The sequence below is a fragment of the Fulvivirga ligni genome (assembly GCF_021389935.1).
GTDB classification, from domain to species: Bacteria; Bacteroidota; Bacteroidia; order Cytophagales; family Cyclobacteriaceae; genus Fulvivirga; species Fulvivirga ligni.
Map to the genome: position 1 here is coordinate 1,173,790 of NZ_CP089979.1, position 21,709 is coordinate 1,195,498.

The following is a 21,709-nucleotide window of genomic DNA, read 5'->3' on the forward strand; positions in this document are numbered from 1 at the left end:
TTGCAAATTATTAAAACAGTTTAAAATTGACTATACACAAAGAAGGAAGAGTATTACTCGCGGTTCTATTAATAGTGCTAATCATTATTAATGGCCTGGTTTTATATTTTATACCAGAAAAACCAATCGTTTTTAATCTGGTATTAGCAGCTAGTTTTATACTCTTTTTATTGATTTTACAGTTCTTCAGACATCCTAAAATTACTATTCCTATCAACGACAAGCACGTAGTGGCTCCAGCGGATGGGAAAGTAGTGGTAATAGAAGAAACTACTGAAACGGAATATTTGAAAGACAAAAGACTTCAAATTTCTATTTTCATGTCACCTGTAAATGTGCATGTAAACAGAATGCCTGTTAAAGGTGTGGTAGAGTTTTTTAAATATCATGCAGGTAAATATTTGGTAGCATGGCATCCTAAATCCAGTTCGGAAAATGAGAGAACTACGTTAGTGGTGAAAACCGACAAGGGAGTGCCTGTTTTGGTTCGTCAGATTGCTGGTGCTTTAGCCAGAAGAATCAAATGGTATGCAAAGGAAGGTCAGCAGTTTGAGCAGGGAGAAGAGTTTGGTTTCATTAAATTTGGATCTAGAGTAGATGTATTCTTACCGCTAGATGCAAAAGTGAAAGTAAACATAGGTGAGAAAACCAAAGGTGGTAGAACTGTAATAGCAGAAATATAACAGCATCTGATGCTGTAAACAAAAAAGGCGGTGATTTCACCGCCTTTTTTGTTTTATAGATTTTCCTTTTAATTCATATCCCAGAAAAGTTTAGTAGTTACATCATCACCACCTATGGCTGCAGCGGCTGAAGCCCGCTGTGATCCATTGAGTGTCTGTTCTACTATAGGATAGGTATAACGAACTGGTAGAGCACTTACGGCATCAACAGAAGGAAGTAGAACAGGATAGTCCAGTCTTCTCCATTCTCTCCATCCGGTAAAGCCTCTATTGTACAAAGCAATCCATTTTTGGAGGCCTATCTTCTGTTTATAGTCACCAGAAGCTGTGGTATAAGCCACATCTGTTCGGGCTAAATAGTTATTAGCGGCTTCTTCACTCACACCCCAGAAGTCCATAGATGCCATAATAGCTTTATTGTAATGTTCTTCTGCGGTGCCGCCTACGTTGTAGCCCCTCTCCACTGCTTCGGCTAACAAGAATTCAAGTTCCGCATAATCGAGGATAGTACCAGGAAAGGTTGGCTCTTGAATGGCATCAGCAATATGGGTACTAGACCCAAAATTATTTTGTAGGCCATATAAACCACCTAAGTATACGGTTTGCTCTACAGTAGGATCAGCATCCACATTACTGGCAAAGTAAAATTCTGCTCTTGGATCAGTCATGGTTACAGAACCTAGCACTACAGTAGCATTATCTTTTTCGTTGATTACACCATCTTCATTATCATCAGTTAAGTATTCGTATTCTCTAGGCTGCATGATATCGATTAGCGTGTTGGCAGGGACAAAATCATGTCTTCCACTGGCCACCAGGTCTACATATAATGGATTAGTGTTTGGCGTAGCGCTGAGATATATTAAGGATGCATTATCTGCATTGCTTTCAAATATATTTGCAACGGCTTCTTCTACTATGTTTTTAGCGGAAGCATTATCTACATCGGCTAACAGCATTCCCATTCTTAACTTTAATGAATTGGCAAACTTGATCCATTTCGTAACATCGCCTTGATAAAGATTATCTTCATCTCCAAAGCTTCCATGAGCAGGATCTAAAGCGTCTCTTGCGGCATCTAATCTGGTGATCAGGTCCATGTAAATGGTCTGGGCATCATCATATTTTGGTAGTAATACTTCTATATCTAAAGCTTGCTCATAGGGCACATCTCCAAAGGTTTCCACCAAAATAGAGTAAGTGAATACCGACATGATTTCGGTGATGAGAATTTTGTTCTCCTTCTCCACAGGATCATCAGTGGGTAGTAATTCTGTGTTTTCAAGAACAATGGCCGCCTCGTTGAGATCTTTCAATACATCTTTATAAAGAACACTCCAATGCTGCTCAGGAATGGTCCTGGTCACTAAATCATACTGGCTTTCGTCTGGATATTGCGTTTGTGTCCAGTACTGTGAAAACAAACGGAATACATTATAATTTACATTAGTGCTGGTAAGCTGATCCACCAGATTCTTCTGAGCCCCAGTGAAAAGTGCCTCGCCAGGTACTTCTGATGGGTCTTTCACGTTGGTGTTGAGTTCATCAAAGTCATTACAAGAAGTAATTAAACCGATGCTCAACAATATTATTAGTATTTTTTTCATGTGTGTCATTTTTTAAATATTCTTCAAATGATGGAACAGGTTTTAAAACTGTAATTTGAGATTGAAGCCGTAGTTTCTGGTAGATGGCAATGAGCCAGCAGTATAACCTTGCAAGTTACCTGCGCCTAAACCAGATTCTGGATCAGCATGAGGTAGGTTTTTATGTATAATCCATAGGTTAGATCCTACAGCGCTTAAGGTTATTCCATTGAAAGGAAGCTTTGTTAGCATACCATCAGGTAGACTATATGATAGAGCCACTTCTCTTAACTTTACATAGCTGGCGTCATAAACAAAAGCTTTATCAGGAAGTCCTCTTCTGTAACCAAAAGCTCCATATCTATCTGCTTGTATTCTGGTTTCGTTAGGGCTTCCATCACCATTTACGCCATCATTAATGAACCCGCCGCCATCTTCGAGGGTATTTCTTACAGGATTGCCCAAATCATTGATGAAAACTGTTTCTTCATACAGCCCTGTAGCAAGGCCATAATACTGGTCTAAAGAGAATATACTTCCTCCTTTTTGCACATCTATTAAGAAACTGAGTCTAAGGTTTTTGTAGCTAAAGCTGTTATTTAAACCTGCCTGCCATTCCGGGTTGGCATTACCAATAACATGATCTGACTTATCCGTTTTGATATACTCACCGCTAATATCATTCACCAGCTTGCCGCCATTTTCATGGTAAGTGTAGTCTGTGCCATAAATTACTCCGTAAGGTTCTCCTACAGTAGCGTTAATGGTTACACCACCCTGGAATGAGCCTAACTGCAGATTAGTTAATCCCTCAGTAAGGGAAAGTACTTTGTTTCGGTTCTTGGTCCAGTTTAAGTTAACATCCCACTGAAAGTCTCCAGCTTTTATTGGTGTTCCAAATAATGATAATTCAATACCTTTATTTTCAACCTCTCCAGAGTTGATCACCTTATACAAATAACCAGTACTTTCAGATACCCTAACTGGCAAAATCTGATCTACAGTATTGGTTTTGTAAACGCCCAGGTCAAAGCCGAGCCTTCTGTTAAAGAAGCTCATTTCAAGGCCTGCTTCTAAGCTTTTAGTAGTTTCAGGTTTAAGGTCAGGATTCTTTTTGGTGTCTGCTACTGAGGCATTAGGTCCATTTAGCGCCGTAAGCACAACATAAGTGTCGTTGATTTGATCGAAGCCAGCACTATTTCCTGCCTCAGCATAGTTTACTCTAACTTTTCCGAATGATAACCATGGCTGGTTGAGCATTTCTGAGAAAACAAAGCTAGTTGCCACAGAAGGGTAATAGAAGGTATTATGATCTTCAGGGAGCGTAGAAGAATGGTCTCTTCTCAATGTAGCATCCAGGAATAACATACCATTGTACCCTAAAGAAACGCTTCCATAAAGGCCATCTACACCAATTTTTGAATCTACTTCTTTAGGTAATGGTAGAGGGTCCACACTGTTCTGAAGAGAATAGAGTTTTTCTATGTTCAGGCCTCCATTGGTAGCTGAGAAAATAGACTGGTAATTGGTTCTTCTGGAGTTGAAACCTAAAACACTTTTGATATTGAATTTTTCAGATAGATCTTTCTGAATGTTCAGCATTAGATCATAGTTGTATTCACTAAATACGATATCCCTTCTTTGGTAGCCAGACCCTACATCTATCCTGTTGATACTTCCATCTTGTCCTGAGCCGATACCAAAATCGCTAGGTACGCTACCAATGGCTCTTCTCTCCTCTTGCAAAGCTGAATAGGTATCTCCTGCAACCCGGCCGTAGATGTTAAGCCAGTCAGTGAGATCGTAGCTCAGCGCCATATTACCAATAAACCTTTTACGAGTATCATTCTGATAGTTTTCATAACGAGTCCAGTAAGGGTTATCCCAGAAAATAGGTACTTGATCATCACTAGCAGCCCAGTTCCATGTAACATTTCTACCGGTTGATTTATAGGCTTGTTCCAATGCTTTTATATCTACATTGGTCTGCCACCATTGTCTCCACATACCAGTGATATTGTCACCATATCCGGTAGAGTTTCTGCCTAATGCATCTGTTTTGATGAAATTACCAAAAGCCGATGCCGTAAGTTTATCCGTTACTTTAGAAGATACATTAAGTGAAAAGTTGTTTCTTTCCAGCGAGCTGTTGGGGAGAATTCCCGTTTGGTCAAAGTTGGTGTAAGAAAATCTATACGAACCATTTTCATTGGTTTTACCTATGGAAAGTGTGTTGTTATAAGTAACGCCTGTTTCAAAGAATTCGATAGGGCCATTATCAGCAGCTTTCCATGGTGTTTTCTTTAAATAATTTGGAGATTCTGAATCCAGAGCATCCCACTGAAACACCATCAGGTTAGGATCAAAGGGAGCGCCATATGAGGCATCTTCATAAAAAGGAACAAGCAAATCATCAGTGCCATCTCCATCGAGGTCTTCTACGTCCCAATAACTTTCAGGGCCACTATAATAATGGCCATAGCCAGCACCGTATTGTGTCTGGTATTTTGGGAAAGTAGTTTTATCTACCTTGCTAAAGGTTACACCAGAATTGATAGCAATATCTAAGCCTCCATTGGCCTTTTTTGATCCTTTTTTAGTGGTAATCATAATCACCCCATTAGCAGCTCTGGATCCATAAAGGGCACTTGCAGCAGCTCCTTTCAGTACGTTAATGGACTCAATGTTATCTGGGTTGATATCTGCAGCGGCATTACCATAATCATAACCTGCTCCTGACTGTTCCTGATCACGACTATTAGAGATATTATTGCTGATAGGCACACCATCAATCACAAAAAGTGCCTGGTTGTTTCCAGTAAGGGAAGTGTTACCACGGATAACAATATTAGTAGAGCCACCCATATTGGTAGTTCTTTTAATATTTACACCAGCTACTTTTCCAGATAGTGAATTTACAAAGTTGTCAGTCTGTACAGTATTAACTTTGTCACCGCTAACTTCCTGAGTTGAATAACCCAACGATCTTTTTTCTCTCGAAATACCTAAAGCGGTAACCACTACTTCACTAAGTTCGGTAATGTCAGAGTTCATTTGTACATCGATTACTGTTTGTGAACCGATATCTACTTTCTGAGTCTGTAATCCTACAAAAGAAAAGATGAGTGTTTTAGCAGAGCCAGGTACGGATAATGAATAGTTGCCGTCTACATCTGTTACTGTACCGTTACCAGTACCTTCTATGATAACGTTAACGCCGGGTAGACTTTCACCATCTTCTGCACTGGTTACTTTACCTGTTATTTGTGTTTGGGCAAAGAGGGTAAAGGAACACATGCAGAGGCACATGAATAGTAATAGTTTCCTCATAATAAGTTGATTTAGTTAATTAATTATTAAGCACACCTTGTGCTGGTGTTAAGGTAATTGCTTATTAAAAGGAATGATACACGTATACAGGGGGGTGATTTTATCGCAAATAGGAGGATAAAATCATTTTTTTGGGGCAAAAGGGTGATTGTCTACCATTGACAGATGGTAGAAAGTATCATGAAATCTTAATATATAATTGAGTTAAATCTTCTCTTCTATGAGGGAGATGATCTGCTGTAGAAATTCCTTATCGGTTTCGTCGAAGTCATTGACTTTGTCACTGTCTACATCCAGTATAAGGAATACTTCATTGTCTTTAAAGGCAGGCAAAACAATCTCTGATTTGGATTCGGAGCTACAAGCGATGTGGCCAGGGAATTCATCTACGTTGGGCACTAATAAAGTTTCCTTTTTCTCCCAGGTGGTACCACAAACACCCTTGCCTTTTCTGATTCTCGTACAGGCAATGGGGCCCTGAAATGGACCTAAAACAAGTTCATCATTTTTAACCAAATAGAAGCCTACCCAAAAAAAGTCCATACCAAACTTCAGAGCGGCAGATATATTGGCCAGGTTGGCTGTGAGGTCATCCTCACCCATAATCAGGCCTTGAATCTGAGGAATGAGGTCTTTGTATTTCTCCTGCTTGCTAGCGCTTTTATTTACGATAAGTTCTTCAGCCATTTTTCAGGTTTTTAAAAATGAGCAGCTGGTCTTCTGCTACTTGTTGTGTTTCTACTAAACCGTTAATTGCAGGTGCTGCTATGCCTTCCTCAAACTGTTGTGGAGAGATGAAAACTAAAGCTTCATTCCAAAGCCCTTTTTCTATAAAGTTGTTTAATAAAAGAGAGCCGCCTTCTACAATTAAGCTGTGCAAATTTCGGTCATAGAGATCATGGAGTAAAGCTTCTAAGAAATTATTTTCATCGAGCTGTACAAAAGTTAAATGATGGTTTTCCTCATCCTTCATTAAATTATAACATATGGTAGGCTGGCTGCCATCAAACAGAGCCAGCTCTTTATCAAGTCTGAGTCTTTTGTCTATGACTATCCTTACAGGATTTCTGCCTTCCCAGCTACGAACATTGAGCTTTGGATTATCATGCTCCACGGTATTGGTGCCTACCATTATAGCGTCTTCCTCAGACCGCCACTTGTGCACCATCTTCCGACTGCTTTCATTGCTTATCCACTTAGAATCGTAGTTTTTTCTGGCTACAAATCCGTCTTGCGTTTGGGCCCATTTTAGAATAATGTAGGGGCGTTTGTGTTTTAAGGTAGTAAAGAATCTCTTGTTAACTTCCCAGCCTTTATCTTCTAAGATTCCCGTAATTACTTCTATACCAGCATCTTCTAGTTTTTTCACTCCTTTCCCTCCTACCAGAGGGTTGCTGTCAATATTGGCGATCACTACTCGCTTTACTTTATGCTTCACTAATAGATCGGCACAAGGTGGCGTTTTGCCAAAATGAGAACAAGGTTCCAGAGTAACATAAACGGTAGCTTCGGGAAGTAAGGACTGATCTTTAACACTATTAATGGCATTGACTTCAGCATGAGCCTCGCCATATTTTTTATGCCACCCTTCTCCAATTATTTTATCATTATGCACTATAACGCAGCCTACCATAGGATTTGGACTTACATGACCTAGTCCGTTTGCTGCTAAATCAAATGCACGGGTAATATATTGTTCGTCTTTATTCATTAGATTTGCTCTGGCTTTACAATGATAAACAAACTCTTCCGCATTATATAACCATGTCAGAAAGCAGTCCAGACTCGTCAAAAAAGCTACTCCAATATATTATTCAAGAAATAACCATAGATGAAGCTCCTGAGGAGATTTCGAGTATTGCTCATATGGTTTTGGAAGATCTGTTTGATATCAACAAAACGGAGATCATTCTGGATAGGTCTGTGAATTTTTCCAAAGAAAAGGAGAAAGCTCTGAAGCAAATGCTGAAGCGGATCAATGATCATGAGCCTATTCAATACATTTTAGGTGAGGCTGAATTTTATGGCCGAAAATTTAATGTGGGCCCAGGGGTACTCATCCCGAGATCAGAGACAGAAGAGCTCATTCAGCTGATTGTTAATGAGAATAAAGGTAAGAAGATTCGTTTCCTTGATATTGGTACAGGAACGGGATGTATACCAATTACACTGACCAAAGAACTCCGTGAAGTAAGGGCCAACGCCATAGATTTTGACCCTAGGGTGATAAAAATCGCTCGTAAAAATGCTGAGAGGTATGAAGTGCCAGTGGAATTTCTTTTGATTGATATACTAAAAGAGCCGATTCCTCTAACCGGGCTTGATGTCATAATTAGCAACCCTCCTTACGTATTGGAGAGCGAGAAGGTAGATATGAAAAGCAATGTACTTGATTATGAGCCACATACTGCTCTTTTTGTGGAGGATAGCGACCCTTTAATTTTTTATAGAAGAATAGCTGAGCTATCTAAACAGGCGTTGAAAGAAGGAGGAAGTTTATACTTCGAGATCAATGAAAGGTACGGCGAAGAAGTACAAATGCTGTTGGAAGTAATGGATTATACCCACGTAGAGGTAGTAAAAGATATCCATGGAAAGGATCGAATAGTGAGAGCTACTAATTCTGTAGATGTGGGAGGGCTTGATTAAAGCCGCTCACCTATCCAGAAAACTTCCGGACTAGTTATCTCTATTATGCCTGCAGAAGCGGTGATTATTTTTTGATCATCAACCTTTTCGAAATCGCCTTTTATTTGAAGGGAAGATCCTGCAAGCTGTAATTCATGCTTCTCCTTTAACCATTTGCTAAACCTACCAGATTTGAATAATGACCACATGTTGTCACCATCAGACCAGTTCAGGTTCAGTGAAGTATAATTTGTAATAGTCATCATGCTGTCCTTACTGATGGGGCCGATGATATGAGCTGCAGGATATTTGGAATATCCTAAAAAGCTAATGGCCTCACTAATAATCGATGATTCTAAGGCTTCAAAGCCCAGTATCTTCACGGGCTGTTGAAATTCCAGAAGTTGAAAGATGTTTTTTTGATCCTCATTCTTGCAGATGACCACATCTACTTTTATTTGATTTTTAATCAGCCAGGGCAAGGCGTCCTGAGAGGAAATCACGGTTGGGCTCCACTCTAGCAGCTGTTGGACATGCTCCAGATTATCAATGGCTTCGTTAATAATGAGTGCCGGCTCCTGATCGTCTCGTACTATGTGGTGAGAAGACATTATTCTTTGGGATAGGTATCGATAATGTGTTGTGAAACAAGTTTGTACAATTCAGAAAGCTCTTCATTACCATCAAGATATTCCATGTGCTTATCAAGAGTTTCAAAATCATGGCGAACAGCTGGGCCGGTCTGCGCATTTTCTGGTCCTATTTCCATGGCCTTAGATACTGTCTCTATCACTAATGGATGGAGTAGGTCAAAATCCATTTTTTTACTTTTAAGAATATCAGAAGCTATTTTAAAAAAATGGTTAGTGAAATTACAGGCAAATACTGCGGCTATGTGTAGAGAGCGACGATCCGCTGAATCAACTGTATAAACTTTCTTGCTAATGGAATCCGCGAGCTCTATTAGCACGTTGCGGGTAAACTTGTTTTCTGCTTCCACGCAAATAGGTAGATTACTGAAGTCTATCTTTTTGCTTTTAGAGAAAGTTTGAAGTGGGTAGAATACCCCAATGTTTTCTCCTGCAGTATAAGAAAGCGTACTCATAGGTTGAGCCCCAGATGTGTGAGCTATAATAGCGTTATCTGGTAACACTATTTCCTGTGCTATTTCCGATATGGCATCATCAGAAACCGCTACAATGAAGATTTGTGAAGCGCTGGAAGAGAAGTCAAGATCTGTTTTAAGTTCAGCCTGGTATAACCTTCCTATCAGGGCTTTAGCATTTTTTGTAGAGCGGCTGTATACTTCTCTTACTGGAAAACCTGCGTTATCTAGTGCTGGTGCTAAATGCCAGGCCACATTCCCGGCTCCGATGAAAGTAACATACTGCTGGTGTGCCATAGGCTCTGGAAAAGGGAATTATTCCATTCCCTTCTCTCTCATTTTTTTGAATTCTTTATACCTTCTGTTAATAGCAATTCCAAAACCAATCATTAATAACAGAGTGCCAGACCATAAAATATTGATCAATGGTTTTTCCATGGCTTTTAATACTACCCAGTTTTTCTGACGTGTGTTTGCCCCGATAGAAAACTGGTTTTCATCTGGATGAATGTTAAGTACAGTAAGCTTTATGCCCAGGTCAACTATCTCATCTGAAATTCTACCTACTAGCCCGTCTTTTATTACGAAAATAGGCTGAGCCAGGTAGTTGTCATCTTCCCCTTGCACAATAATATCTATTCTAACAGCCACATCTTCAGGACCAAGATCCAGGCCATCAACCTGGTCTATTCTTTCAACTTTGTTGATGCTAGTGACATAATCATTCACAAAGAAATTTTGATCAGGAGCTACTTTAAACTCTTCCATTTCGCTCCACTCTACTTTTTCATTCGGGCTTCTAATAGAGGATACGTGGGTATAAAGATCTTTACCCAATCCTCTTTTAATGTCCGGTGAAGCTAGTAGGCCACCCATGGACTCATTTACCTGAGCTCTAGGATATAACGTGAAAATATTGTTGTTTCCGTCCTTATATTGAATTTCATAATAAGTGTTTTCAGGAGCTATTTTTATGGTATCACCTTTTTGAAAAACCGTTTCACCATCCTCTTCAATATCTCTTTTGGCTGTAACCAAATATGGAATGGCAGTATTTTCTATATCTCCTTTTTTGATGAACATAGAAGGAGATTCAGATTCCACTCTCTCTCCTTTATATTTTAGCTCGTAACCTGCCATTTCCTTTGGTTCATTTACAAAAAGAAGAAGGTTTTCACTATTAAATTCATTAGAAGACTCTTTTGAAATGAGCATTCCTGTTCTATTCAAAGACACTACTTTAGAGTATCCTGCGGAGAACATAATCCCTATTAAGATCATGCCCACTCCGATATGGGTTACGGCACCGCCAGATAAACCAGGGCTTTTTCTAAATACATCGATAAAGATCTTTCCATTTGCCACAACTGTAAATACACCAGCAAGTAATAGAACTATATAAGAAGGATCAGCCACATTTTTCACTAATATGATGATCATCGTGGTGATAAGTGTTATAACTACAGGAATGATTAGGCTGTTCTTCAGCTGACTCTTGTCCATTTTCTTCCACCAAAAGAATTGGCCTACACCAGAAAGCAAAGCCACTGCTACAGCGAACCATAGTTGGAATTTAGAGTAGAATTGAATTTGCTCTGCAGGAGGTGCTAGATTTGATACAACTCCAAAGGCTTCTACTATTTTATTATATACTGGTATGGAAGTAGGAATCAATACCTGGAAGCCCATCATGCACAATACGAGCGCACCAATAAAAATCCAGAACTCTCTGGAATAAGTGGAGGCTTCTTTTTCTGAAGTCGGTAAGTATTTCCATCTTATCACTGTCAGCCAAATGGCTCCGATAGTGAAGAATAATAAGTAAATCAATAACTGACCAGAAAGACCCAGGTCTGTAAATGAGTGCACTGACGATTCTCCTAAAATACCACTTCTTGTAAGAAATGTAGAGTATAAGAGCAATACGAAAGTGGTGATAACCAATACAATACTTGCCTTCAGGGCGGTTTCACTGCTTCTGAAGGTAATCATGGTGTGAATAGCTGCTATCAGGAATAACCAAGGTACATATACTGCATTTTCTACAGGATCCCAGTTCCAATAACCACCAAAGTTTAAGGTTTCATATGCCCAATATCCGCCCATGAGTATACCTAAACCAAGGATAGCGCCTCCTACCAATGCCCAAGGCAAAGCAGGTCTTATCCAATCTCTATATCTCTTTTTCCAAAGGCCACCTATACAGTAAGCAAAAGGCACCGTGCATAATGCAAAACCTAAGAATAACGTAGGAGGGTGAATCACCATCCAATAGTTCTGTAATAATGGATTCAGACCGGTACCATCTTTAGGAACAAAGTCAGGCTGAGAAGCAAAAATAGGAGCGTCAATAGCATCTCTTAGAAGAATAAAAGGAGAGCTTCCCAGTTTCAATTCAAGGCCAGGGATTACAACACCCAAAATCATTGACGCCAGAAAAGCCTGCACCAATGAAAATACAGTCATCACAGATGATTCCCAGAATTTATTAGTAGCAATTACAATGATGCCTAAGATGGCATGCCAGAACATCCACAAAAGAAAACTGCCCTCTTGTCCTTCCCAAAAACATGAAATCATGTAATGAGTAGGTAGTTGGCGAGAAGAATGACTCCAGGCGTAATGGTATTCGAAATAGTGGCCGTATATGATGTAGAAGAGGCAAACAACTATCCCTAAAACAGCGATAGCATGAAATGAAAAAAACATTTTGCCTATAGATTTCCAGCCTTCTGCGGCTAAATCATCTTTTTGAGCGGCTTTAAAATAACTGAATGCTGCAAGTAATGCAGTAACAAGAGAAATAATAACAAAAAGGTGACCGAGGTCACCTATTAATGTATGTATCATAATTTCTTTTTAAACGATTTGTATGATGCGTCCCCACTGATCATGGCTGCTAAATTTCTGCATTCACCGTTTCTTCCTGGTATTTAGATGGGCACTTCATCAGGATTTTATCGGCTATGAAAAGGTCATCTTTATAAGAACCTATAACTACCACTTTCTCAGATCTTTTAAAATCAGCTGGCATAGGTTCATTGTAATAAACTCGTTGCTGTTTCTGATTGTCATCAACCATTACAAAAGAAAAAGATAACTTGTCTGGCGATGGCTCAATCCCAATAATTTCTCCGCTGTTGTCCTTAGTGAGTTCTCCCACTACATGAATACTATTGCCATTACCATTCTCAGCCATTTCCTGAGCCTCGTTGAATGTAACATAAGAACTAGCGTCACCTGCGGTGGCTATGATTATTCCTATGGCAACAGCGATAATTACGATACCGATAATATGTGATGCCTTCATAATATTAAAATCTTATATGCTACAAATTTAGGGTCAAAAAGGTTTCTAACTGTTATGATTTGGCAATTGTTTCTCTATTCTTGCCACCTTTCTGTCTATGATCACAAGATAGGTGACTAAACCACCGAGAATAAGCACTATAACGCCAGTAAGCACGTATATTTTGCCGTCTTCTCTAAACTGGTCAGCCATTTCTACTTCAGTATTATTGTAGTCTTCTTCAGTGACCTTTATCTTGTCTTGTGCTTGCATGCTTAGTGAGCATAAGATGAACAGAAGGATTGAAAAAATCTTTTTCATATTAAATTCTCGAATTTATTAATGGTGTAATTTCAGATTGAGATGGGTATCAATCATGATAAAAGAGAATGATTTATTTTGTTGATTCTTATTCTAACTGAGGTAATCCATACACCAAGCAATGTCCAGCCGATAACTGCAGGATAAAACACCAACCTCAGCCTGCTATCCATGTCGTAAGCGTTAAAGCCTGGGTTGCCTCCATTGCCGGGATGCAGCGAGTCGGTAAGTCGCGGTAATACAAATAGTAATGGAATAAGGGCGAAAAAAGCGAAGATATTATATACTGCACTTATTCTTGCTTTCTGATCCTGGTTCTCCAGGGAGCCTCTTAGAATGAAATAGGCAAAGTAAATAAGAAGCCCAACAGCAGCTCCGTTTTGCTTAGGGTCTCCGCTCCACCAGTCACCCCATGTAAATTGTGCCCAAAGCATGCCGGTAATGATACCCAATATGCCGAAAACCACACCAACATTAGCAAATTCAATGGCCGCAATATCATATTTGGAATCAGATGATCTTAAATAAAGAACCGAAAATATTACGGATATCAACAGCATTATAATCATGCCGAACCACATGGGTACATGAAAATGTAGGGCTCTGACGGTTTCATTGAGAATATTCAGGCGTGGCACCTTGAATAATAAACCACCTAATATGGTGTATAATAGTAAAAGAACGGTTAAGATTTTCCACCAGGTCTTCTTCATATTCCATAATCACTTAGCTGCGCCAAATATACGGGAATAAGAGGTAAGATACGGCTCCAACAATTAGATTAATTGCAAATAATGTGAGTATCTCACTGTAGCTGGAATCTCTTGGTAATCCGTCCATAGCATTTTTAGATATTTTAATGATCATCAGAAGCATAGGTAAGATTACAGGAAAGCCTAAGATGGCCATTAACGTCTGGTTATTATTCGCCTTGGAGGCAATGGCCGAAATCATTGTTAAAGCGGTAGAAAAGCTGATAGAGGCTAAAACTAGATTAACAATAAAGAGCAGCAGATCTTGTACTGGATTTCCAAGGATAATACTGTAAATGATGAAACCGGCTAATCCTAAAATCATCATTAAAATGCCATTGTAAATAACACGAGCCAGGATAAGAGTTTGAGGTTTTAATATCCAATAGTAATAAAGGTATCTTTCCTGTTTTTCTTGGATAAAGCTTTTAGCTATAGCACTAATTGAGGTGAAAAGTATGATGATCCAAAATAGCGTGTTCCATGTGATTGGATCAAGCTGGTTGGTTTTTACATTAAAACTGAGGTAGCATATAAAAATGGTGCTTACTAGATATAGCAATATTCCGTTGATAGCGTATCGCTGGCGCCATTCTAATAAAAGCTCTTTTTTAATGAAATGGAAAATCAATGTTTATTGCTTTTCGTATTGTTTGATATAGCTGCTTACTTCAAGTAAGAAGATGATCATAAAGCTGATCATTAGACCAATTCCAAAACCAACTACCGCTGACTTGAATAATCCTGCACTTACAGGTCTGCTGTAATCAATAGTATCGATTATTTCTACTCCTTCGGCTAATTCTAAACTTTCATTAGCGTCGAGTTGATCTTTGTACAGGGTGATTAGCGTTTCATAAACCATAGAAGGACTTAAAATGGTAACATCTCTTCCTCTATTATCCAGACCAGAAAGGTTGCCTTTCAAACTATCAATTTGACCAATTTCCGTATTTAGCTTGCTGATTAGGTTTTGGTAATTTTCCTTTTTCAGTGTAACTCTTTTTTTAACATACTCATTAGAAGACAGATAGTTGATAATTCCTGCGTTTATCTGATTGAAATATGCGTTGGAAGAGGCATCTACTCTGATGGTGAAAAATGAGCCTTTTTTATTTTTTTGATTTTGATCTAAATCAATTTCGATGCTTGATATTGCAGCTGCAATACTATCTGGTAATGAAAGTTTATTAGCTAGGTTTTTGTGATTACGATCAGATACTATCTTATCAAGATTCTCACCGATAGTAGAGATTAATGTCTCTTCAATGACCTCGGAATATATTACCATTTCACTCTCATAAACATTAGGCTTGGAGTAAAATAACACAACACCGACGATAAGGCCAAGTATGCTCAAAGCTATGATAAGTAACCTATGACTTATAATAGATCTTTTAATTTTAACCAGTAACTCCCCTAAATCAATTTCGTCAGTTTTCTGTGTGGTCATGTCGGTTTTTTAATAATTAGTGCAAATATATTTAAACATTTAATATAGCATAACCATAATTATTACCTTTGCCAACCAAACATATAATAAATGTTCTGTGGATAAAGAGAAAATATTAGTAACAGGTGCGGCGGGCTTTATAGGGCTACATGTATGTGAGAGGTTGTTAGTGCAAGGCTATGAAGTGATAGGCTTAGATAATCTAAATGATTATTATGATGTTAATCTGAAGCAAGCACGACTGGAGGTTCTCGAGAAATATGAATCTTTCTCATTTGAAAGGCTGGACCTGTGCGAGAAAGCAAAAATGGATGAGCTATTTGCGAACTATAAGTTTGATTATGTCATCAATTTAGCGGCACAGGCAGGAGTAAGATACTCAATCACTAATCCCGATGCATATATTGCTAGCAATATTCAGGGTTTTTTAAATATCCTTGAAGGGTGTCGTCATAATGAAGTGAAACACCTCATCTATGCATCTTCTAGCTCTGTATATGGAGGAAATACTGAGATGCCTTTCTCTGTTCATCAGAATGTAGATCATCCGGTTTCATTATATGCGGCCACCAAAAAGTCTAATGAGTTGATGGCGCATACTTACTCACATCTCTATAATGTGCCAACTACCGGACTAAGATTTTTTACCGTTTATGGACCATATGGACGTCCTGACATGGCATTATTCCTTTTCACCAAAAACATTTTAGAAGGTAAGCCTATTAATGTGTTTAATAATGGCAAAATGAAAAGAGACTTTACCTATGTAGGAGATATCGTTTCAGGAATTGAGAAATTAGTTACTAAAATTCCTGCAAAGGATGAGAGCTGGGATAAGCAGAATCCAGACCCTGGTACTAGCTGGGCTCCGTATAGAATCTATAATATAGGTAATAATAAACCGGTAGAGCTCTTAGAATATATTAGCACTTTGGAAGAGTGCTTAGGTAAAGAAGCAATTAAGAATTATATGCCATTACAACCTGGAGATGTACTTGAAACTTATGCAGATGTTGATGATTTAGCGGAAGCTGTCGGCTTTAGACCTGAAACACCGCTTAAGTATGGTATTCAACAGTTTGTAGACTGGTATTTAGACTATTATAATATAAAATGAGTAATAAAACTGTAGCTGTAATTGGATTGGGGTACGTAGGCTTACCTCTAGCAGTTGAATTTGGAAAGAAAATCAAGGTAATTGGTTTTGATATTAATAAAAAAAGAATTTCTGAACTAGAAAACGGTGTTGATAGAACGCTGGAGGTAGATGCAGATGAACTAAAAGAAGCATCTCAATTACAGTACAGTGCTGAGATTTCTGATTTGGAAAGTGCACAAATCTATATTGTTACCGTACCTACCCCAATAGACCAATATAAAAAGCCTGACCTAACTCCCCTTGAAAAGGCTAGTGAGACCGTAGGGAAGGTTCTTAAGAAAGGTGATATTGTAATTTACGAATCAACGGTATTTCCAGGCTGTACAGAGGAAGTATGTGTACCTATCTTAGAGAAAGTAAGCGGGCTGAAATATAATACTGACTTTTATTGCGGCTATTCTCCAGAGAGAATTAATCCGGGTGATAAGGTTCACAGATTACCGTCAATAAAGAAAGTTACTAGTGGTAGCAACGACGAAATTGCTGAGGAAGTAGATCAGTTATACAAAACCATTATTACGGCTGGTACACACAAAGCTTCTTCTATTAAAGTTGCTGAAGCGGCTAAAGTTATAGAGAACTCGCAGAGAGATCTCAATATTGCCTTTGTAAATGAGCTATCTCTTATTTTCGATAAAGTAGGAATTGATACGCACGAGGTGCTTGAAGCTGCTGGTACTAAATGGAACTTCTTGCCCTTTAAGCCAGGGTTGGTCGGTGGACATTGTATTGGAGTAGACCCTTATTACCTTACTTATAAAGCAGAAAGCTTAGGATACCACCCTGAAGTTATTCTTTCAGGCAGAAGAATTAATGACAATATGGGAGTTCATGTGGCCAATAAGGTGATCAAGTTGATGACTAGAAAGGATAACCCGATTAATAATAGTCACATATTGGTGCTAGGAATCACCTTCAAGGAAAATTGTCCTGATATAAGAAATAGCCGCGTGATTGATGTGGTAGAAGAGTTAAAAGGCTTTGGGGCTAACGTAGAAGTATATGATCCTTCAGCTGACAAAGAAGAGGTGAAACATGAGTATGGTTTAGACCTAATTGAAAAGCCAAATAAGAAATATAATGCAGTGGTTTTGGCCGTGAGTCACGATGAATTTACTAACTTAAATTTAAGTGATATTACAGATGAGCACACCGCCATTTATGATATAAAGGGATTTTGGGATAAAAATTCTGTAACTGCTAGACTTTAATTACCGTGGAAAAGAAAATAATAGTAACAGGAGGAGCCGGCTACATAGGCTCTCACACATGCGTGGAACTAGTGAAATCTGGTTATACGCCCATCATCATTGATAACTTCTCTAACTCTGAAAAATTTATTGTAGACAGAGTTGAGGAGCTGACAGGAAAAAAGATAGAAGTTGAAGAGGGAGACTGTGGTGATTATGAGTTTGTAAAATCAGTATTTAAGAAACACGCCGAAGTTTCTGGCGTTATTCATTTTGCTGCTTTTAAAGCGGTGGGTGAGTCTTCAAATTTGCCTTTGAAGTACTATCAAAATAACCTTCTTTCTACTATCATCATGCTGAAAGTGATGGAAGAAGAAGGAGTGAGTAATTTTGTTTTTTCTTCCTCTTGTACCGTTTACGGTGAGCCAGATCAGCTGCCTGTTACAGAAGATTCTCCTACAAAACCTGCTGAGTCGCCCTACGGACGTACTAAGCAAATGTGTGAGAACATAGTCACAGATTTCTCTAAAGTAACTAAGGGGTTCAAAGGAATATTCTTGAGATATTTTAATCCTATAGGTGCCCATCCTTCTTCAAGAATTGGAGAATTACCTATTGGAGCACCTAATAATCTGGTTCCTTACATCACTCAAACAGCTGCTGGAATAAGGGAGAAACTTACCATTTTTGGTAATGACTATGACACTCCGGACGGAACCTGTATAAGAGATTATATACATGTGGTAGATTTGGCCAAAGCTCATATCGCTGCTCTTGATTATCTTTTAGCTGAGAAAGAAGATTGTCTTGAAGTGTTTAATGTAGGTACCGGTAATGGTAATTCTGTGCAAGAAGTAGTAGATACTTTCCAAGAGGTTACAGGAGTAAAACTTAATTACGAAATAGGGCCAAGAAGAGCTGGAGATGTGGAAAAAGTTTATTCAGACGCTACCAAAGTGGAGAACGGACTAAAATGGAAAGCTGACATTAGCTTGGCAGAATCGCTGAAAGATTCCTGGAACTGGCAACAGTCTTTGAAGTAAAATTTTAGAAATATAGAAATGAAAGGGAAGTCGTGAGGCTTCCCTTTTTTTATTATGAGAGTTTATGTTAATGTAAGTTTTTCCTTGAAAAGGAATATTTTCTAAGCAATGAAGAGCCGTGTAGGATATATTATTAGTTTAGTTATATATAATATTTCCATTGTTTTATGTGATTTTGAGTGGTAAATAGGTGTTTTTTAAATCTTTTATATTATTAGGTTTACCCGCTGAAGAAATTCAATCTATTCAACTCGCCTGCTTAAGTGCACAACGCCAGGATAGGTTTCAACAGAAAGAATTTAGTGTAACAAAATAAGATAATAGAAAAATTAGAGAACAAATGAAGAAAAGCATAAGCGTGATCATCTTTTTATTATCTGTGTTTTCCACTGTTCTGGCCCAGACGCCAATTAATGGAACTAGTGATGTATATTACAATAATGGAAATCTTGGAATAGGAACTAGTGCTCCAGAGAAGAAATTACATATTCAGGGAGATGTTGTAATTGAGGGTACGAATAATCCTCGAATTTATACTGGCGTGGGTACGGATGAATTAAATCGATATATTCAATTTCAAAATTCACCTGAATACACCTCAGCTTCAGGTGTAAAGGCTGGTGGAATACTAATTTCTGATAGTTACAATTATGCAAACCCAGGAAAAAACGATCTCATAGTTAAAGGTTATATTGGTGTCGGTACTGCAAGGCCACTTTCTAAATTAGATATCAGAGGTAATATTCTGTTAGATAACTCCGAGAGTCCTGTAATCTACACTGGATCAGAAGATGCGGAACTAAATAGATTTCTTAAAATAATCAATTCCCCTGACTTCACATCGGCCTCAGGCCTTAAAGCTGGGGGAATGTTGGTGGCTGATCAATTCAGTTTTGCCAATCCAGGGAAAAACGATCTCATTGTAAAGGGTAAGGTGGGGATAGGTACAGCTGTTCCTGGCTCTTATAAGTTAGCCGTCGAGGGAAAGATAGGAGCCAGAGAGATCAATGTGCAGACAGGATCATGGGCAGATTATGTATTTGAAGAGGAATATTCTTTAACCCCACTTTCAGAACTCAAGAACTACATTCATATTAATAAACACCTTCCAGGTATCCCAACAAGCTCAGAGGTAGCAGCTAATGGTGTGGATTTAGGTGAAATGAATAAAAAGCTTTTAGAAAAAGTAGAAGAGTTAACGCTATATATAATTCAGCAGAGTGAAGAAATTAAAGAGTTGAAAAGTGAGGTTAAAGAAATGAGAAATGAGAAATAAATTACTCTTGATTTTAGTGGCTCTTCCGTTTGTAATTAGAGCCCAAAATGTTCCATTAAACTCAGGGATAGGACTCAATGTAGGTTCAGATAATTTTAGCTATGCAGGCTATAATGTGGGTAATTACTCGATTGGGTGGTATTCTGATAGCTGGCATGCATCAGCACCTACGGGTTACATATCCGGTTATGGAGGTCTCAAATTTTTTACAGGAGGATCACCTAAAATGGTTATAATGAGAAACGGTGGTTTTGTAGGTATTGGTACTAATGCCCCTCAAGCAAAGCTTTCAGTTCAAAACTCACAGGAAAATGGTGATTTAATGGTGCTTGGTCTGGGAGACGTAAATCCGAAGAGGATCAGTTTAGGAGTAAATCAGTGGAGTGGAGTTTTATCTCTTTATAATTCTTCAAATAATCAAAAAGTCAAAATATCATCCGGTGGTGAGCACTCTTATTTTAATGCAGGATATGTAGGCATAGGAACAACTAGCCCAGATGAACTCCTTACCGTAAACGGCACCATCCATTCCAAAGAAGTGAAAGTAGATACGAATATTCCGGCGCCAGACTATGTCTTTGCACCAGAATATGGACTTCCTACATTGTCATTTATAGAACAATATATTAAGGAAAACCAACATCTGCCGGAGGTGCCATCGGCGAAGGAAATGGAGGCCGAAGGAATAAATGTCGGTGAAATGAATATGCTGCTGCTTAAAAAGGTGGAGGAGCTAACGCTGCATATCATAGAGTTGAAGAAACAGAACGATCAACAAAACAAACTAATCCAAAAACTACTACAAAAAGAATGAAAAAGGTTTTACTACTCATTGTGCTTTCTGCATTTAGCTACCTAAATGTTATAGCTCAGGAATCTAATGCTCCTAATTTAATAATGAATAGCTATATGGATATGTTGGGAGAATCCGATGTTCCGGTAGGCTATACTCCTTATGGAGGAACATTAAATATTAAGGCAGTTCATCCGTTCACCAAGGGTTTTGAAGGACCATATTTGCCTTCTGCACCTTCGAGTACCGCCTCAAGCCCGGATGCGGCCACTGAGAGCAAACCTTATTATTATGGTGTCTATAACAAGGGCCCTAGAACTTTACGTGGTGGCTTAGCCGATGGCTGGCACTACTATGCAGGAGGGAAGATTTTGAAAATTACAGGTAATAATAGTGGTACCCACGCCGCTGTCTATTTTCCCTTTGAAAAAAATCTATTAACTGCCAAAGTTAGGTTTAGAGCCTGGGTAAAAATAAGTCAAGGTACTTCTGTAAGTTTCGGAAGCGATGCTGGCTATAAGTTCAAGGAAACAGGCCTCACTATAACTAAACAAACGGCAAATGCCGCCACTGATGGATGGTATAGAATCGATGAAATTATCGATGTGTCACAATTTACAAATCTTTATGGATTCTCTTTTTCTATGGGCGTGAAGGGATCTAATATAGAAGTTTATCTGGCTTTGCCTTATTTAACTAATGTTTACGAAGATGGGTGGATGCCTAGCCCATCGGATAACCTAGCTAGAAATGACTTTAACCTTGTAGGGAAGAAAGTGGGCATTGGCACTTTGCAACCCGATGAAAAACTTACTGTAAATGGAGTGATCCATTCTAAAGAAGTAAAAGTAGATACAAATATTCCCGTTCCGGATTATGTGTTTGCCCCTGAATATAATTTACCTACTCTATCTACCATTGAAAGATATATCCAGGAAAACCATCACTTGCCAGACATACCTGCCGCTAAAGAAATGGAAGCGGAAGGAATTAAAGTAGGTGAAATGAATATGCTTCTGCTTAAAAAAGTAGAGGAGTTAACGCTGCATATTATTGAATTAGAGAAACGAATTAAGGAATTAGAGAAGGATAACCAGTAAG

The 21,709-nt window shown here is 38.6% G+C and carries 20 protein-coding genes; 8 read left to right on the forward strand and 12 right to left on the reverse strand.

Annotation, left to right across the window (positions count from 1 at the left end; all coding sequences use genetic code 11):
* The first annotated feature begins 26 nt into the window (after positions 1–26).
* Positions 27–683, forward strand: a complete 657-nt coding sequence (locus tag LVD16_RS05220; RefSeq protein ID WP_233772769.1) for a phosphatidylserine decarboxylase family protein — start codon at positions 27–29, stop codon at positions 681–683.
* Positions 684–751: 68 nt separating this feature from the next.
* Here LVD16_RS05220 and LVD16_RS05225 read toward each other — a convergent pair whose 3' ends face one another.
* From LVD16_RS05225 to ribD, 4 genes are all read right to left on the reverse strand, one after another.
* The gene (locus LVD16_RS05225) at positions 752–2,290 is read right to left on the reverse strand and encodes a SusD/RagB family nutrient-binding outer membrane lipoprotein (RefSeq protein ID WP_233772771.1); all 1,539 of its coding nucleotides are present in this window, start codon (positions 2,288–2,290) and stop codon (positions 752–754) included.
* A gap of 42 nt (positions 2,291–2,332) precedes the next feature.
* Positions 2,333–5,599, reverse strand: coding sequence for a SusC/RagA family TonB-linked outer membrane protein (locus LVD16_RS05230; protein WP_233772773.1), 3,267 nt, complete (start codon positions 5,597–5,599; stop codon positions 2,333–2,335).
* Positions 5,600–5,803: 204 nt separating this feature from the next.
* On the reverse strand, positions 5,804–6,286 hold the full coding sequence (msrC, locus tag LVD16_RS05235; protein ID WP_233772775.1) for a free L-methionine (R)-S-oxide reductase MsrC: 483 nt from the start codon (positions 6,284–6,286) through the stop codon (positions 5,804–5,806).
* Complete coding sequence (ribD, locus tag LVD16_RS05240; RefSeq protein ID WP_233772778.1) at positions 6,279–7,310, reverse strand: bifunctional diaminohydroxyphosphoribosylaminopyrimidine deaminase/5-amino-6-(5-phosphoribosylamino)uracil reductase RibD; 1,032 nt, start codon at positions 7,308–7,310, stop codon at positions 6,279–6,281. Before ribD ends, msrC begins: the two co-directional genes overlap by 8 nt.
* A 53-nt stretch (positions 7,311–7,363) precedes the next feature.
* Here ribD and prmC point away from each other — a divergent pair, with 53 nt between their 5' ends.
* Positions 7,364–8,248 (forward strand): peptide chain release factor N(5)-glutamine methyltransferase, encoded by an 885-nt coding sequence (gene prmC / locus LVD16_RS05245; RefSeq protein ID WP_233772780.1) that lies wholly within the window; start codon positions 7,364–7,366, stop codon positions 8,246–8,248.
* Here the strand turns inward: prmC and LVD16_RS05250 are convergent.
* The 8 genes from LVD16_RS05250 to LVD16_RS05285 are packed head-to-tail and all read right to left on the reverse strand — an operon-like array spanning position 8,245 to position 15,147.
* Positions 8,245–8,838, reverse strand: coding sequence for a hypothetical protein (locus LVD16_RS05250; protein WP_233772782.1), 594 nt, complete (start codon positions 8,836–8,838; stop codon positions 8,245–8,247). The two genes, prmC and LVD16_RS05250, sit on opposite strands and share 4 nt — an antisense overlap.
* Positions 8,838–9,629: a Rossmann-like and DUF2520 domain-containing protein gene (locus LVD16_RS05255; protein ID WP_233772783.1), complete on the reverse strand. Its 792-nt coding sequence runs from the start codon at positions 9,627–9,629 to the stop codon at positions 8,838–8,840. Before LVD16_RS05255 ends, LVD16_RS05250 begins: the two co-directional genes overlap by 1 nt.
* 18 nt (positions 9,630–9,647) lie before the next feature.
* Complete coding sequence (locus LVD16_RS05260) at positions 9,648–12,182, reverse strand: heme lyase CcmF/NrfE family subunit (protein WP_233772785.1); 2,535 nt, start codon at positions 12,180–12,182, stop codon at positions 9,648–9,650.
* A 49-nt stretch (positions 12,183–12,231) separates the two neighbouring features.
* Positions 12,232–12,642: a cytochrome c maturation protein CcmE domain-containing protein gene (locus tag LVD16_RS05265; protein ID WP_233772787.1), complete on the reverse strand. Its 411-nt coding sequence runs from the start codon at positions 12,640–12,642 to the stop codon at positions 12,232–12,234.
* Between the two features lie 45 nt (positions 12,643–12,687).
* Positions 12,688–12,942: a CcmD family protein gene (locus LVD16_RS05270; protein ID WP_233772789.1), complete on the reverse strand. Its 255-nt coding sequence runs from the start codon at positions 12,940–12,942 to the stop codon at positions 12,688–12,690.
* A 53-nt stretch (positions 12,943–12,995) separates the two neighbouring features.
* Entirely contained in the window at positions 12,996–13,655 is a 660-nt protein-coding gene (ccsA, locus tag LVD16_RS05275; protein WP_233772791.1) for a cytochrome c biogenesis protein CcsA, read from the reverse strand.
* Between the two features lie 13 nt (positions 13,656–13,668).
* Positions 13,669–14,325, reverse strand: a complete 657-nt coding sequence (locus LVD16_RS05280; RefSeq protein WP_233772793.1) for a heme exporter protein CcmB — start codon at positions 14,323–14,325, stop codon at positions 13,669–13,671.
* Between the two features lie 3 nt (positions 14,326–14,328).
* Positions 14,329–15,147, reverse strand: coding sequence for a Wzz/FepE/Etk N-terminal domain-containing protein (locus tag LVD16_RS05285; protein WP_233772794.1), 819 nt, complete (start codon positions 15,145–15,147; stop codon positions 14,329–14,331).
* Positions 15,148–15,244: 97 nt separating this feature from the next.
* Between LVD16_RS05285 and LVD16_RS05290 the strand changes: the two genes are divergently transcribed.
* From LVD16_RS05290 to LVD16_RS05315, 6 genes are all read left to right on the forward strand, one after another.
* Positions 15,245–16,264 carry an NAD-dependent epimerase gene (locus LVD16_RS05290; protein ID WP_233772796.1) on the forward strand — a complete coding sequence of 340 codons (1,020 nt, stop codon included), beginning with the start codon at positions 15,245–15,247 and terminating at the stop codon, positions 16,262–16,264.
* Entirely contained in the window at positions 16,261–17,517 is a 1,257-nt protein-coding gene (locus LVD16_RS05295) for a nucleotide sugar dehydrogenase (protein WP_233772798.1), read from the forward strand. The genes LVD16_RS05290 and LVD16_RS05295 overlap by 4 nt, the downstream gene beginning before the upstream one ends.
* A 5-nt stretch (positions 17,518–17,522) precedes the next feature.
* Complete coding sequence (galE, locus tag LVD16_RS05300) at positions 17,523–18,539, forward strand: UDP-glucose 4-epimerase GalE (RefSeq protein WP_233772800.1); 1,017 nt, start codon at positions 17,523–17,525, stop codon at positions 18,537–18,539.
* Positions 18,540–18,879: 340 nt separating this feature from the next.
* Positions 18,880–19,815, forward strand: coding sequence for a hypothetical protein (locus tag LVD16_RS05305; RefSeq protein ID WP_233772802.1), 936 nt, complete (start codon positions 18,880–18,882; stop codon positions 19,813–19,815).
* Positions 19,805–20,629: a tail fiber protein gene (locus tag LVD16_RS05310; protein ID WP_233772804.1), complete on the forward strand. Its 825-nt coding sequence runs from the start codon at positions 19,805–19,807 to the stop codon at positions 20,627–20,629. The genes LVD16_RS05305 and LVD16_RS05310 overlap by 11 nt, the downstream gene beginning before the upstream one ends.
* The gene (locus LVD16_RS05315; RefSeq protein WP_233772807.1) at positions 20,626–21,708 is read left to right on the forward strand and encodes a hypothetical protein; all 1,083 of its coding nucleotides are present in this window, start codon (positions 20,626–20,628) and stop codon (positions 21,706–21,708) included. The genes LVD16_RS05310 and LVD16_RS05315 overlap by 4 nt, the downstream gene beginning before the upstream one ends.
* The last annotated feature ends 1 nt before the right edge of the window (position 21,709 follow it).

Bases quoted from the DNA above. Each gene is read 5' to 3' on its own strand.
- LVD16_RS05230 (WP_233772773.1), bottom strand. From the start codon at position 5,599: ATGAGGAAACTATTACTATTCATGTGCCTCTGCATGTGTTCCTTTACC.
- msrC (WP_233772775.1), bottom strand. From the start codon at position 6,286: ATGGCTGAAGAACTTATCGTAAATAAAAGCGCTAGCAAGCAGGAGAAA.
- LVD16_RS05255 (WP_233772783.1), bottom strand. From the start codon at position 9,629: ATGGCACACCAGCAGTATGTTACTTTCATCGGAGCCGGGAATGTGGCC.
- LVD16_RS05250 (WP_233772782.1), bottom strand. From the start codon at position 8,838: ATGTCTTCTCACCACATAGTACGAGACGATCAGGAGCCGGCACTCATT.
- prmC (WP_233772780.1), top strand. From the start codon at position 7,364: ATGTCAGAAAGCAGTCCAGACTCGTCAAAAAAGCTACTCCAATATATT.
- LVD16_RS05285 (WP_233772794.1), bottom strand. From the start codon at position 15,147: ATGACCACACAGAAAACTGACGAAATTGATTTAGGGGAGTTACTGGTT.
- LVD16_RS05310 (WP_233772804.1), top strand. From the start codon at position 19,805: ATGAGAAATAAATTACTCTTGATTTTAGTGGCTCTTCCGTTTGTAATT.
- LVD16_RS05225 (WP_233772771.1), bottom strand. From the start codon at position 2,290: ATGAAAAAAATACTAATAATATTGTTGAGCATCGGTTTAATTACTTCT.
- LVD16_RS05270 (WP_233772789.1), bottom strand. From the start codon at position 12,942: ATGAAAAAGATTTTTTCAATCCTTCTGTTCATCTTATGCTCACTAAGC.
- ribD (WP_233772778.1), bottom strand. From the start codon at position 7,310: ATGAATAAAGACGAACAATATATTACCCGTGCATTTGATTTAGCAGCA.
- LVD16_RS05265 (WP_233772787.1), bottom strand. From the start codon at position 12,642: ATGAAGGCATCACATATTATCGGTATCGTAATTATCGCTGTTGCCATA.
- LVD16_RS05315 (WP_233772807.1), top strand. From the start codon at position 20,626: ATGAAAAAGGTTTTACTACTCATTGTGCTTTCTGCATTTAGCTACCTA.
- LVD16_RS05260 (WP_233772785.1), bottom strand. From the start codon at position 12,182: ATGATACATACATTAATAGGTGACCTCGGTCACCTTTTTGTTATTATT.
- ccsA (WP_233772791.1), bottom strand. From the start codon at position 13,655: ATGAAGAAGACCTGGTGGAAAATCTTAACCGTTCTTTTACTATTATAC.
- LVD16_RS05305 (WP_233772802.1), top strand. From the start codon at position 18,880: ATGAAGAAAAGCATAAGCGTGATCATCTTTTTATTATCTGTGTTTTCC.
- LVD16_RS05295 (WP_233772798.1), top strand. From the start codon at position 16,261: ATGAGTAATAAAACTGTAGCTGTAATTGGATTGGGGTACGTAGGCTTA.